This is a genomic window from Enterobacter cloacae complex sp. GYL001 (genome assembly GCF_049237125.1).
GTDB lineage: Bacteria > Pseudomonadota > Gammaproteobacteria > Enterobacterales > Enterobacteriaceae > Enterobacter > Enterobacter hormaechei_C.
The window spans coordinates 252,827-265,081 of the sequence record NZ_JBMKGW010000001.1; the positions used below are offsets into that span (position 1 = coordinate 252,827).

13 protein-coding genes and 1 riboswitch are annotated in these 12,255 nt (G+C 56.6%); of the genes, 8 read left to right on the forward strand and 5 right to left on the reverse strand.

Annotation, left to right across the window (positions count from 1 at the left end):
* Window positions 1-695: 695 nt before the first annotated feature.
* Window positions 696-2,711 (forward strand): excinuclease ABC subunit UvrB, encoded by a 2,016-nt coding sequence (uvrB, locus tag ACOTWU_RS01240; RefSeq protein WP_023303330.1) that lies wholly within the window; start codon window positions 696-698, stop codon window positions 2,709-2,711.
* A 78-nt stretch (window positions 2,712-2,789) separates the two neighbouring features.
* Here the strand turns inward: uvrB and yvcK are convergent, their stop codons facing one another.
* Window positions 2,790-3,698 (reverse strand): uridine diphosphate-N-acetylglucosamine-binding protein YvcK, encoded by a 909-nt coding sequence (gene yvcK, locus ACOTWU_RS01245; protein WP_017384936.1) that lies wholly within the window; start codon window positions 3,696-3,698, stop codon window positions 2,790-2,792.
* 226 nt (window positions 3,699-3,924) lie between these two features.
* Window positions 3,925-4,058, forward strand: a riboswitch (molybdenum cofactor riboswitch).
* On the opposite strand from yvcK, the gene moaA reads away from it, so the two are divergent.
* The 6 genes from moaA to ACOTWU_RS01275 all read left to right on the forward strand — a co-directional run bounded on the left by moaA (window position 4,046) and on the right by ACOTWU_RS01275 (window position 7,519).
* A complete protein-coding gene (gene moaA, locus ACOTWU_RS01250; RefSeq protein ID WP_063157823.1) occupies window positions 4,046-5,035 on the forward strand; it encodes a GTP 3',8-cyclase MoaA in 990 nt (329 codons plus the stop codon). (Overlaps the previous riboswitch by 13 nt.)
* Window positions 5,036-5,059: 24 nt before the next feature.
* Entirely contained in the window at window positions 5,060-5,572 is a 513-nt protein-coding gene (gene moaB / locus ACOTWU_RS01255; protein WP_252049321.1) for a molybdenum cofactor biosynthesis protein B, read from the forward strand.
* Between the two features lie 3 nt (window positions 5,573-5,575).
* Window positions 5,576-6,061 carry a cyclic pyranopterin monophosphate synthase MoaC gene (gene moaC, locus ACOTWU_RS01260; protein ID WP_006809528.1) on the forward strand — a complete coding sequence of 162 codons (486 nt, stop codon included), beginning with the start codon at window positions 5,576-5,578 and terminating at the stop codon, window positions 6,059-6,061.
* Window positions 6,054-6,299 (forward strand): molybdopterin synthase sulfur carrier subunit, encoded by a 246-nt coding sequence (gene moaD, locus ACOTWU_RS01265; protein WP_040117401.1) that lies wholly within the window; start codon window positions 6,054-6,056, stop codon window positions 6,297-6,299. Before moaC ends, moaD begins: the two co-directional genes overlap by 8 nt.
* A 1-nt stretch (window position 6,300) precedes the next feature.
* Window positions 6,301-6,753: a molybdopterin synthase catalytic subunit MoaE gene (gene moaE / locus ACOTWU_RS01270; protein WP_015571082.1), complete on the forward strand. Its 453-nt coding sequence runs from the start codon at window positions 6,301-6,303 to the stop codon at window positions 6,751-6,753.
* A 58-nt stretch (window positions 6,754-6,811) separates the two neighbouring features.
* A complete protein-coding gene (locus ACOTWU_RS01275) occupies window positions 6,812-7,519 on the forward strand; it encodes a Bax inhibitor-1/YccA family protein (RefSeq protein WP_015571081.1) in 708 nt (235 codons plus the stop codon).
* A 126-nt stretch (window positions 7,520-7,645) separates the two neighbouring features.
* On the opposite strand, the gene ACOTWU_RS01280 is transcribed toward ACOTWU_RS01275, so the two are convergent.
* From ACOTWU_RS01280 to ACOTWU_RS01290, 3 genes are read right to left on the reverse strand one after another with little or no spacing between them, the layout of a single operon-like run.
* Window positions 7,646-8,608: a lysylphosphatidylglycerol synthase domain-containing protein gene (locus ACOTWU_RS01280; RefSeq protein WP_015571080.1), complete on the reverse strand. Its 963-nt coding sequence runs from the start codon at window positions 8,606-8,608 to the stop codon at window positions 7,646-7,648.
* Complete coding sequence (clsB, locus tag ACOTWU_RS01285; protein WP_126499042.1) at window positions 8,608-9,846, reverse strand: cardiolipin synthase ClsB; 1,239 nt, start codon at window positions 9,844-9,846, stop codon at window positions 8,608-8,610. Before clsB ends, ACOTWU_RS01280 begins: the two co-directional genes overlap by 1 nt.
* A complete protein-coding gene (locus tag ACOTWU_RS01290; RefSeq protein ID WP_017384933.1) occupies window positions 9,843-10,604 on the reverse strand; it encodes an endonuclease/exonuclease/phosphatase family protein in 762 nt (253 codons plus the stop codon). The genes clsB and ACOTWU_RS01290 overlap by 4 nt, the downstream gene beginning before the upstream one ends.
* A gap of 133 nt (window positions 10,605-10,737) precedes the next feature.
* On the opposite strand from ACOTWU_RS01290, the gene ACOTWU_RS01295 reads away from it, so the two are divergent.
* Window positions 10,738-11,148: a YbhQ family protein gene (locus tag ACOTWU_RS01295; RefSeq protein ID WP_003858499.1), complete on the forward strand. Its 411-nt coding sequence runs from the start codon at window positions 10,738-10,740 to the stop codon at window positions 11,146-11,148.
* On the opposite strand, the gene ACOTWU_RS01300 is transcribed toward ACOTWU_RS01295, so the two are convergent.
* Window positions 11,110-12,216: an ABC transporter permease gene (locus ACOTWU_RS01300; protein WP_040117403.1), complete on the reverse strand. Its 1,107-nt coding sequence runs from the start codon at window positions 12,214-12,216 to the stop codon at window positions 11,110-11,112. The two genes, ACOTWU_RS01295 and ACOTWU_RS01300, sit on opposite strands and share 39 nt — an antisense overlap.
* Between the last annotated feature and the right edge of the window lie 39 nt (window positions 12,217-12,255).

Consider the following 12,255-nt stretch of genomic DNA (forward strand, 5'->3'; position numbering starts at 1 on the left):
GCCTGCCAGGAACTTCATAATGATTAAAAAAAGGCCATTTTTAGGAATAACTCACTATCAAAAGCTGAACGTTTATACGAATTGCACACTCCCGGTGCTGCGTATGTCGAATTGTGGTGCAGGAGAAATGACAGAATTGTGATTAAGATCTCGCCAGTCGCTTATGAAAAAATGAACGTTTTCCAGGCAAAAAAGAGTGATAAAAATTTTTTACTGCCGCTTCGTGGGAAAAACCGGGAATTTGCTGGAGTGCATGCTGTACGGGCTGGAGGCAGTTATCCACTATTCCTGTGGATAACCTTGTGCATTAGAGTTAGAAAACCCGCGATAAGCGAGAGAATACGCGGGTTACAACCAAATTGGTGCGAAACGCGGCTTAATAAATTAGTCTTTATTTTTTAACGAATTAGATAAAAGCAATTCCCTCAACGCCAGCGAGACCTGTTGCCATAAAACTTTCATAACCGCCCTTGACAAATGTTAAAAAAGTAATAGTTCTGGGGATAACCCCCTGAGGCTGGTGTTTTATTTTGTCACAGTCGAAATTTGGCTCGCGAACGCACTAATCCTCTCTGCGCTACGCTAAATATCCTGACACGCTACTGGTTTTTCATCCAGTGTTTTTTACTGGCAATCCTGGCCACAACGAGTAAAATTACTCACCTGCCGCTTATTCTGTCATCAGGTCGTCGCCCATGAGTAAACCGTTTAAACTGAATTCTGCTTTCCGTCCTTCCGGGGATCAGCCCGAGGCTATTCGTCGCCTGGAAGAGGGGCTGGAGGACGGGCTGGCGCACCAGACCCTGCTGGGGGTTACCGGTTCGGGCAAAACCTTCACCATTGCCAACGTCATTGCCGATCTCCAGCGTCCGACGATGGTTCTCGCGCCGAACAAAACGCTGGCGGCGCAGCTGTATGGTGAGATGAAAGAGTTCTTCCCGGAAAACGCGGTGGAGTATTTCGTCTCCTACTACGACTACTACCAGCCGGAAGCCTACGTTCCCAGCTCCGACACGTTTATCGAGAAAGATGCCTCGGTGAACGAACATATCGAGCAGATGCGTTTGTCGGCGACCAAGGCGCTGCTGGAGCGTCGTGATGTGGTGGTGGTGGCCTCGGTGTCGGCGATCTACGGCCTGGGCGATCCGGATCTCTATCTCAAGATGATGCTGCACCTGACGCAGGGGATGATCATCGATCAGCGTGCGATTTTGCGCCGTCTGGCGGAGTTGCAGTACACCCGTAACGATCAGGCGTTCCAGCGCGGGACCTTCCGCGTGCGCGGCGAGGTGATTGATATCTTCCCGGCGGAGTCGGACGATATGGCGCTGCGCGTAGAGCTGTTCGACGAAGAGGTTGAACGCCTGTCGCTGTTCGATCCGTTGACCGGTCACGTCGAGTCGGTGATCCAGCGCTTCACCATCTACCCAAAAACGCACTATGTAACGCCGCGCGAGCGTATTGTGCAGGCGATGGAAGAGATCAAAACCGAGCTGGCGGACCGCCGTAAGGTGCTGCTGGCGAACAATAAGCTGCTGGAAGAGCAGCGCCTGAGCCAGCGTACCCAGTTCGATCTGGAGATGATGAACGAGCTGGGCTACTGCTCCGGCATCGAAAACTACTCGCGCTACCTCTCCGGGCGCGGGCCGGGCGAAGCGCCGCCGACGCTGTTTGACTACCTTCCGGCGGACGGCCTGCTGGTGATCGACGAATCCCACGTTACGATCCCCCAGATCGGCGGGATGTACCGCGGTGACCGCGCGCGTAAAGAGACGCTGGTGGAGTACGGGTTCCGACTGCCGTCAGCGCTGGACAACCGTCCGATGAAGTTTGAAGAATTTGAGGCGCTTGCTCCGCAGACCATCTACGTATCGGCGACGCCGGGCAACTACGAGCTGGAAAAATCCGGTGATGACGTGGTGGACCAGGTGGTGCGTCCGACCGGGCTGCTGGATCCAATTATCGAGGTGCGTCCGGTGGCGACGCAGGTGGACGATCTGCTCTCGGAAATACGTGCCCGTTCCGCCATCAACGAGCGCGTGCTGGTTACCACGCTCACCAAACGTATGGCGGAAGATTTGACGGAGTATCTGGAAGAACACGGTGAGAAGGTGCGGTATCTGCACTCGGATATCGATACCGTGGAGCGTATGGAGATCATCCGCGATCTGCGTCTGGGCGAGTTCGACGTGCTGGTCGGTATTAACCTTCTGCGAGAAGGGCTGGATATGCCTGAGGTGTCGCTGGTGGCGATTCTGGACGCGGACAAAGAGGGCTTCCTGCGTTCCGAGCGCTCGCTGATCCAGACCATAGGCCGCGCCGCGCGTAACGTCAACGGGAAGGCGATCCTGTACGGGGATAAAATCACCCCGTCGATGGCCAAAGCGATTGGCGAAACGGAACGTCGTCGCGAGAAGCAGCAGCGCTACAACGAAGAGCACGGCATCACGCCGCAGGGGCTGAACAAGAAGGTGGTGGATATCCTGGCGCTGGGTCAGAACATTGCGAAGACCAAAGCGAAAGGCCGCAGCAAGGCCCGTTCAGTGGTGGAAGAGGATACCGTCGCGCTGACGCCGAAAGCGTTGCAGCAGAAGATCCACGAGCTGGAAGGGCAGATGATGCAGCATGCGCAGAACCTGGAGTTCGAAGAGGCCGCGCAAATCCGCGATCAGCTGCATCAGCTGCGGGATCTGTTTATTGCGGCATCGTAGTTTTTTGCCCGGTGGCGTTTTCTCCCTCTCCCTGTGGGAGAGGGCCGGGGTGAGGGCATCAGGCCGCACAAAACGAACCTAACCTAATGCCTGAATCGCCTTCTCCAGCGCCTCGCGCAGCAGATGGCGGTCGTGGCGATATTTAATATCGCTGGCTTCCAGCGGCTCCTGCACCACCACGCGATCGCCAATCCCCGATACATCCACTTTCGGCCCGACCACGACACCATCGATAATTTTCTTACCAACGTACTGTTCCATCAGGTCCAGCTTATCCGCCAGCGACAGGCTTGCCGCCGCCGGGCTGAGTTCGCGGCCTAAATTACCGATATAGACCATGGGCGCAGGCGTTCTGCGCAGCGCCTGCGCCAGCTCTTTCACCAGCAGGATCGGCATCAGGCTGGTATAAAAACTTCCCGGCCCAATCAGGATCAGATCGGCCTCGGCAATCGCTTCTACCGCTTCACGCGTTGCGGGTACGCTGGGGTAGGTCATTAGCTCTTTTGGCGGAAGAAGAAGCTGGTCGATATTCACTTCACCATACACTTCGTGATCGTCGGCATCGATCGCCATTAAATCCACCGGCTGTTCGGACATCGGGATCAGGAATGCATCCACCTTTAACAGGTTACGAATTAAATTGATCGCTTCCAGAGGGCGCACGCTCAGGTGATCCAACGCCTTTAACATCAGATTTCCAAGGTTATGGCCTGAAAGTTCACCATTTCCGCCAAAACGGTACTCAAACATCGCCGAGGCCACGCTAGGCTCCGTGATAAGCTGGTTGAGGCAATTGCGCATGTCACCCCAGGCAATCCCGCCTTCAGCGCGTCGGATCCGCCCGGTTGAGCCGCCGTTGTCCGTTGTTGTCACGATGCCCGTCAGGCGCGAGCCCAGTGACGATAACGACGACATCACGCGTCCCAGACCGTGACCTCCGCCAAGAGCGACCACGCGGTCCAGATCCGCAAAAGTGCGATTGCGCATACCTATTCCTTATCCTGTTAAGCTTGCGTCACAGTAACGCAACTACTCCTAAAAGACGATGCCTCTCACAAACCATAATGACGTATATCAATGCGAAAGCGCTGTTTTTGCGTATTCTGTAGTGAAAATGCACGATAACATCGTTATATATAAATTTATATAGCGAAAAGCGACAATGGCGAAGTGGCGATTTCCACGCTACTATCGCCATAACCACGTTTTCAAAACTGAAAACATACACTCTAGCCCTGGCGCCTGTGTCGAGAGATATGGCGCCCTGGCCGTGGCGGATTTGCCACCAGGGTACAGAAAGAAATGACTGTGCCTCCCGATCTGGAAAGGTGTACATGGCTTCACAACTTACTGATGCTTTCGCGCGTAAGTTTTTCTACTTACGTTTGTCGATTACCGACGTGTGTAACTTCCGTTGCACCTACTGCCTGCCCGATGGCTACAAGCCGGGCAGCGTCACCAATAATGGCTTTCTCTCCGTGGATGAAGTACGCCGCGTCACGCGCGCGTTCTCTGAACTTGGCACGGAAAAAGTGCGTCTTACCGGGGGAGAGCCCTCCCTGCGCCGTGATTTCCCTGACATCATTGCCGCCGTGCGTGAAAACGAACGTATCCGCCAGATCGCGGTGACCACCAACGGTTACCGCATGGCGCGTGACGTGGCGAACTGGCGCGATGCGGGGCTGACGGCGATCAACGTCAGCGTCGATAGCCTGGACGCCCGTCAGTTCCACGCCATTACCGGCCAGGATAAGTTCCAGCAGGTGATGGACGGCATCGATGCCGCGTTCACCGCCGGTTTCGACAAGGTCAAAGTCAATACCGTGTTGATGCGTGATGTGAACCACCATCAGCTGGACACTTTCCTGGCGTGGATCAAACCGCGCCGCATTCAACTGCGTTTTATTGAGCTGATGGAGACCGGGGAGGGCAGCGAGCTGTTCCGTCGCCATCATATCTCCGGCATGGTTCTGCGCGACGAACTGCTGAAACGCGGCTGGATCCACCAGATCCGCCAGCGCAGCGATGGCCCGGCGCAGGTCTTTTGTCATCCGGATTATGAAGGCGAAATCGGCCTGATCATGCCCTATGAAAAAGACTTCTGTGCCAGCTGCAACCGCCTGCGCGTCTCCTCCGTCGGCAAGCTCCATCTTTGCCTGTTCGGGGATGGCGGCGTCGATCTGCGCGATTTGCTGAAAGATGACGCCCAGCAGGACGCGCTTGAAGCACGTATTTCCGAGGCGCTGACGCACAAAAAGCAGACCCATTTCCTGCATCAGGGCAACACCGGCATTACTCAGAACCTGTCCTATATCGGCGGGTAATCAGGCTTTAGAAGGAACCAGAAGATGAGTCAGGTAAGCGCGGAATTTATCCCGACACGCATTGCTATTCTTACCGTTTCCGAACGTCGTGGTGAAGAGGATGATACCTCTGGCCACTGGCTGCGCGAGGCGGCACACGAAGCCGGACACCAGATTGTTGATAAAGCGATCGTCAAAGAAAACCGTTACGCCATTCGCGCTCAGGTCTCACAGTGGATTGCGGATGATGACGTCCAGGTTGTGCTGATCACTGGCGGCACCGGCTTTACCGCAGGCGACCAGGCGCCGGAAGCGCTGCTCCCGCTGTTCGATCGCGAAGTGGAAGGCTTCGGCGAAGTGTTCCGTATGCTCTCCTTTGATGAGATTGGCACCTCTACGCTTCAGTCCCGTGCCGTCGCGGGGGTGGCGAATAAGACGCTGATCTTCGCCATGCCGGGGTCGACCAAAGCCTGCCGCACCGCGTGGGAAAACATTATTGCCCCGCAGCTGGATGCCCGTACCCGTCCGTGTAATTTCCATCCCCATTTAAAGAAATAAGCTATGTCACAACTGACCCACATTAACGCCGCTGGCGAAGCGCATATGGTGGATGTCTCCGCCAAAGCCGAAACGGTGCGCGAGGCGCGTGCTGAAGCGTTCGTCACCATGCTGCCGGAGACGCTGGCGATGATTATCGACGGTAGCCATCACAAGGGTGATGTGTTTGCCACCGCCCGCATCGCCGGTATTCAGGCCGCTAAACGTACCTGGGACCTCATCCCGCTCTGCCATCCGCTGATGCTCAGCAAAGTGGAGGTAAATTTGCAGGCACAGCCGGAGCATAACCGCGTGCGTATCGAGTCCCTGTGCCGCTTAACCGGGAAAACCGGCGTGGAGATGGAGGCGTTGACGGCGGCCTCCGTGGCGGCGCTGACCATCTACGATATGTGTAAAGCGGTGCAGAAAGATATGGTGATTGGCCCGGTGCGTCTGCTGGCAAAAAGCGGCGGCAAATCCGGTGATTTTAAGGTGGAAAGCCATGATTAAGGTGCTCTTTTTTGCCCAGGTGCGTGAGCTGGTCAATACCGACAGCCTGACGCTGGACGGCGCTTTCGAAAATGTCGCCGCCCTGCGTGCGCATCTGGCGGCGCAAGGCGACCGCTGGGCGCTGGCGCTGGACGAAGGCAAACTGCTGGCCGCCGTGAACCAGACGCTGGTGGAGTTAACCCACCCGCTGGCCGATGGGGACGAAGTGGCCTTCTTCCCGCCGGTCACAGGGGGTTAAGATGACGGAAACCCGAATTCTGGTCGGCCATGAGCGTTTTAACGTGGGCACGGAATATGACTGGCTGGCCGGGCGCGACGAAGACGGCGCGGTCGTGACGTTTACCGGGAAAGTGCGTAATCATAATCTCGGGGACAGCGTAAAAGCGCTGACGCTGGAGCACTATCCGGGAATGACCGAAAAATCGCTGGCGGCCATTGTCGAAGAGGCGCGAGGCCGCTGGCCGCTGGGGCGCGTTACGGTTATCCATCGCATCGGCGAAATGTGGCCCGGCGAAGAGATTGTGTTTGTCGGCGTCACCAGCGCCCATCGCGGGAGTGCTTTTGCGGCGGGGGAGTTCATCATGGATTACCTTAAAACCAAAGCGCCGTTCTGGAAGCGTGAAGCGACGCCGGAAGGTGAGCGCTGGGTGGAATCACGCGACAGCGATAAACATGCCGCCAGCCGTTGGTAGTTGGTTTACGCGGATGTGTTACTCTTAACGTGTGTGTTTACTTAATCAGGAGTGAATCATGGACCGATTTCCGCGTTCCGATTCGATAGTTCAGCAGACCCGTAGCGGGCTGCAAACCTACATGGCTCAGGTGTATGGCTGGATGACGGTTGGCCTGCTGCTTACCGCGTTTATCGCGTGGTATGCGGCAAACACGCCTGAACTGATGATGTTTATCTTCTCCAGCAAAATCACCTTCTTTGGGCTGATTATTGCGCAACTGGCGCTGGTGTTCGTGCTCTCCGGGCTGGTGCACAAGCTCAGCGCGGGTATGGCGACCACGCTGTTTATGCTCTATTCGGCGCTGACCGGGCTGACGCTTTCCAGTATTTTCATCGTTTACACCTACTCTTCCATCGCCAGCACGTTTGTGGTGACCGGCGGGATGTTCGGTGTGATGAGCCTGTACGGTTACACCACCAAACGTGACCTGAGCGGCTTCGGCAACATGCTGTTTATGGGGCTGATTGGGATTGTGCTGGCGTCGCTGGTGAACCTGTGGCTGAAGAGTGACGCGCTGATGTGGGCGGTGACCTATATCGGGGTGGTGATCTTCGTGGGCTTAACCGCTTACGACACCCAGAAGCTGAAAAACATCGGTGAACAAATTGATGTTCGCGACAGTTCAAACCTGCGCAAATACTCGATTCTGGGCGCGCTGACGCTTTATCTGGACTTCATCAACCTGTTCCTGATGCTGCTGCGTATCTTCGGCAACCGTCGCTAGTTATTTCCCCCTCACCCTAACCCTCTCCCTCAGGGAGAGGGGATTGCACGGTGCGGGCTTTTCTCCCTCTCCCCGTGGGAGAGGGCCGGGGTGAGGGCATCAGACCGCAGCGCTACCCGACACAACTCACTTCGCCAACATCCTCTCGTTCTTCGCGCGCAGCTTCTTCGCCCGACTCTCCAGCACCAGATAACAGACCGTTGCCAGCGCCAGCGGCAGGAAGTAGTAGATCATGCGGTACGCGAGCAGGGCGGCGATAATCGTCCCGTGAGACACATGCTCCCCCGCAAGCAGCGCGATAAACACCGCCTCCAGTACGCCAATACCCGCCGGAATATGCACAATCACCCCGGCAATACTGCTTACCAGCAGCACGCCCAGCACGAAGAAGTAGTTCACATCTTCGCCAATCAACAGCCAGATAATGGCCCCCATCGCCATCCAGTTAGCGCTGGAAACCACCATTTGCAGGACGGCAAACTTCCATGACGGCAGCACCAGCTTCTGGCCTTTAATGGTCATGTGACGACGTTTGGCAAAGGCGCAGGCCCACAGGTAGGCGGCGATGATCAGCAGCAGTACGATGCCCAGGATGCGCAGGGTAGCCTCATCGATGTACCAGTGCGCAGGCAGCTGCACCACGCCGATGGTGAAAATCACCCCGCCCAGCAGGATATACCCCAGCCAGTTGGTGGTGATGCTTAAGGAGAAAATACGCGTGATGGTGCCGCCCGGTAAGCCAAGGCGGGAGTACAGGCGATAGCGCATACCAATCCCGCCCACCCAGGTGCTCAGCGTCAGGTTAAAGGCATAGCAGATGAATGACACCAGCATAACCTGCCGTTTGGCAAGCTTATGTCCGCAGTAGGCACGTCCCAGCAGGTCATAGCAGCCGTACATCAGGTAGCTCACAATCACCAGCCCAACGGCCCCCAGCAGGACTGTCCGGTTGTAGTTGCGAATAACTTTCCACACCTCTTCCCAGTCCACCTTTTGGGCATACACCACCAGCAGGACCGCGACGGCAATGAAGAACAGCCAGGTCAGGATTTTTTTCGCCAGCCGCCAGCGAGGATGAGATTTCGACATCAGGTTTTCCCTCCATCTTCCGCCTCTACGCGGTCCTGGGTTTCCATTTCGGGTTGCACAGGCGGATCCACCAGCGCCAGTTTCGGCGTATGCGCGGGCAGCCAGCCCACCATGGCCGGGAAGTGGCGCAGGAAGTGGAACACCACCACGCCGATGCCCACGTTCCACCAGCTCCGTTTCGGCACCATGGACTCATCCACACGCACGCAGTCTTTATTGATAAGACCCTGAAGGTTATCGCGCAGGGTCTGATTAAACTGGCGATCGTGGATGATCAGGTTCGCTTCCAGATTGAGCGATAAGCTCAGCGGATCGAGGTTGCTGGAGCCAACGGTCGCCCAGTGGTCATCCATCACGGCGACTTTGCCGTGCAGCGGGCGGCGGCGATATTCATAGATCTGCACGCCGCTTTTGACCAGATAGCGATAGAGCAGACGCGCGCCGACCTTCACAATTGGCATATCGGGCTCACCCTGCACGATAAGCTTCACGCTCACGCCGCGTCGGGCCGCGTTGCGCATGGCGTGCAAAATCCGGTAACCGGGGAAGAAATAGGCGTTGGCGATAATCACCTCGCGCTTCGCGTTCGCCAGCATCTTCAGGTAATGACGCTCGATATCGTCCCGGTGCTCCTCGTTATCCCGCCAGACGAACAGCGCCTGCGCCTCGCCGGGCTTGCGGTTCTCTTCCGGGCGATGACGGCGTCGCCACCAGCGGCGAACGGCCTCTTTGCCGGGTAAGTTTTCCAGCACGAACAGCTGGATGTCCTGAACCACCGGTCCTTCGATACGGATCGCGTAGTCCTGTTTAGCTTCGGGACCGTAATCCGACATATGCTCGGCGGAGTAGTTAATGCCGCCAACGAAGGCCACCGTTTCATCCACCACCACAATTTTGCGGTGCATTCGGCGGAACAGGTTGGTGCGCATGCCGAACAGACGCGGGCCGGGATCGTAATAGCGGAACACCACCCCTGCGGCGGTGAGCTCGTTAACAAATTCGTCGCTGAGATCCGGCGAACCATATCCGTCGAGCAGAACCTCGATTTTTACACCGCGACGGGCGGCATGCAGCAGTGCGCTGTGCAACTGCCTGCCCACGTCGTCTTCAAACCAGATAAACGTTTCCAGAAAGACTTTCTGCTGTGCGTGGCTAATCGCCTCAAAAACCGCCGGATAAAAGTTATCGCCATTTTCCAGCAGCGTAATACGGTTACCTTCCTGCCATGTGCATTTCATAAGTGGATCTCCGCGCTGAGTGGGGCATGGTCGGAGAGATGTCGCCAGTTGAGTAAAGCCAGCGCCGTCGGGCTGCTGGCGTGGGCATTTTTTACGTAGATACGGTCAAGGCGCAGCAGGGGGAAGCGCACCGGAAACGTCCGCGCGGGACGACCGCGTGAGCGGGTAAAGATCTCCTCCAGCCCCGCCTTCACCTTCAGCGGATGGTTGGCCCGCTGTCGCCAGTCGTTGAAATCACCGGCCACCACGACGGGCTCGCCCTCCGGCAGCGCATTGGTCCAGTCTGCCAGCATCTGTAGCTGGGCCTGACGGTGGGCTTCACGCAGGCCAAGATGAACACAGCCCACATGAATGGGAAAATCGAGCGCCGGGGGGGTGATACGACAGTATAACAGCCCGCGTTTTTCGCTCTCGCCAACGGAGACGTCGCGGTTCTCATAATGCTCGATAGGAAAACGCGACAGCACCGCGTTACCGTGATGCCCCTCCGGGTAGACCGCATTGCGCCCGTAGGCGTAATCGCTCCACATGGTATCCGCCAGAAACTCGTAGTGGGGCGTGTCGGGCCAGTTTTCGAAATGCATCGGGTGCACTTCGTGCGCGCCCATGACCTCCTGGAGGCAGACAATATCGGCGCTGACGGTGCGTACCGCGTCGCGCAGCTCCGGTAAAATGAAGCGGCGGTTAAATGCTGTGAAGCCCTTATGAATGTTTATCGTCAGCACCTTAAGCGAGAAATGCTGCGTTTTTTTGCTCATAAACACCTTCCTGGGTGACTATCCCGATGAAAATAAAGTGTAGTAGGCGTCACAAAAAGATGCGGCGTTACGGAATTTTCCGTAAAGTGCGGTAGTCTGAATTAGCAGAGAAAAATCCTTCAGGAGAGAAGCCATGAAGTGGCAACAACGCGTTCGTGTCGCAACCGGTTTGAGTTGCTGGCAGATAATGTTGCATTTACTGGTCGTGGCCGTACTGGTGATGGGCTGGATGAGCGGCACGCTGGTGCGTGTCGGCTTAGGGTTATGCGTGGTTTACGGCGTGACCGTGCTGTCGATGCTGTTTTTACAGCGTCACCACGACGCGCGCTGGCGTGAAGTGGGTGATGTGCTCGAAGAGCTCACCACCACCTGGTATTTTGGTGCGGCAATGATCGTCCTGTGGCTGTTGTCACGCGTGCTGCAAAACAACCTGCTGCTGGCCCTGGCGGGTCTGGCTATCCTCGCAGGGCCTGCGGTGGTGTCGTTACTCACCAAAGAGAAAAAGCTACGCGATGTTTCGTCTAAACATCGCATAGGCCACTGAGCCCGTTGTGGCCGCGATGACCAGTAGCGGCCACAAACTTCCCCACACAATATCCAGACTCGCATCCTTCAGATAGATTTGCTTGGTGATATCCGTGAAGTGACGAATCGGGTTTATCCACGTCAAATCCTGTAACCACACCGGCATGTTCTCCACTGGCGAAACGTACCCTGAAAGCAAGATCGCCGGCATCATAAAGACAAACACCCCGATAAACGCCTGCTGCTGCGTTGAGCAGAGCGCGGAAATCAGCAGCCCAAACCCCACCAGCGACAGGCCGTAAATTACCATCGTGAAGTAAAACAGCGCCAGCGATCCGGCAAACGGGATCTGGTACGCCCATATTCCCACTCCCAGCACGATGGTGGCCTGGAACGTCGCGACAATCAGTGCCGGCACCGCCTTGCCGACAAATATCTGCCAGGTGGCGAGCGGTGAGACCAGCAGCTGATCCAGCGTACCTTGCTCACGTTCGCGCGCCACGGACAGCGAGGTGACAATCATCACGCCAATGGTGGTGATCATGGCGATTAATGACGGCACCACAAACCATTTATAGTCCAGGTTCGGGTTGTACCAGTTGCGCACCACCAGCTCGCTGTTGTTGGGTTTGGGTTTGCCTGCCATCAGCTCCTGCTGGTAATCCTTCACCACCTGTTGCAAATAGTTCGCCGCAATCTGGGCGCTGTTGGAGTTACGTCCGTCGAGGATCAGCTGCATCGGCGCGGTCTGGAATTTGTCCAGGTTGCGGGAGAAGTCCGCCGGGAAGCGCACCAGCAATAATGCTTTCTGCGTGTCGATGGTGGGCTGGATCGCCTGCGGGCTTTCCAGAAGCAGGACATGGGTAAAGGCTTTGGCGCGGGCGAAACGCTGCGTCAACTCGACGGAATGCTTGCCGTTGTCTTCGTTGTAAATGGCGATGGTGGCGTTGGTGACCTCCAGCGTGGCGGCAAACGGAAACAGTACAACCTGAAGCAGCACCGGCAGCACCAGAATGGCGCGGGTCTGCGGCTCGCGCAGCAAGGATTGCAGCTCTTTGCGGATCAATGTCCATAAACGGTGAAACATCGCGTCGTCCTCCTGTCGGGTGGCGCTTGCGCTTACCCG

Coding starts and splice junctions, on each gene's coding strand:
- uvrB (WP_023303330.1), top strand. CDS start 696: ATGAGTAAACCGTTTAAACTGAATTCTGCTTTCCGTCCTTCCGGGGAT.
- yvcK (WP_017384936.1), bottom strand. CDS start 3,698: ATGCGCAATCGCACTTTTGCGGATCTGGACCGCGTGGTCGCTCTTGGC.
- moaA (WP_063157823.1), top strand. CDS start 4,046: ATGGCTTCACAACTTACTGATGCTTTCGCGCGTAAGTTTTTCTACTTA.
- moaB (WP_252049321.1), top strand. CDS start 5,060: ATGAGTCAGGTAAGCGCGGAATTTATCCCGACACGCATTGCTATTCTT.
- moaC (WP_006809528.1), top strand. CDS start 5,576: ATGTCACAACTGACCCACATTAACGCCGCTGGCGAAGCGCATATGGTG.
- moaD (WP_040117401.1), top strand. CDS start 6,054: ATGATTAAGGTGCTCTTTTTTGCCCAGGTGCGTGAGCTGGTCAATACC.
- moaE (WP_015571082.1), top strand. CDS start 6,301: ATGACGGAAACCCGAATTCTGGTCGGCCATGAGCGTTTTAACGTGGGC.
- ACOTWU_RS01275 (WP_015571081.1), top strand. CDS start 6,812: ATGGACCGATTTCCGCGTTCCGATTCGATAGTTCAGCAGACCCGTAGC.
- ACOTWU_RS01280 (WP_015571080.1), bottom strand. CDS start 8,608: ATGTCGAAATCTCATCCTCGCTGGCGGCTGGCGAAAAAAATCCTGACC.
- clsB (WP_126499042.1), bottom strand. CDS start 9,846: ATGAAATGCACATGGCAGGAAGGTAACCGTATTACGCTGCTGGAAAAT.
- ACOTWU_RS01290 (WP_017384933.1), bottom strand. CDS start 10,604: ATGAGCAAAAAAACGCAGCATTTCTCGCTTAAGGTGCTGACGATAAAC.
- ACOTWU_RS01295 (WP_003858499.1), top strand. CDS start 10,738: ATGAAGTGGCAACAACGCGTTCGTGTCGCAACCGGTTTGAGTTGCTGG.
- ACOTWU_RS01300 (WP_040117403.1), bottom strand. CDS start 12,216: ATGTTTCACCGTTTATGGACATTGATCCGCAAAGAGCTGCAATCCTTG.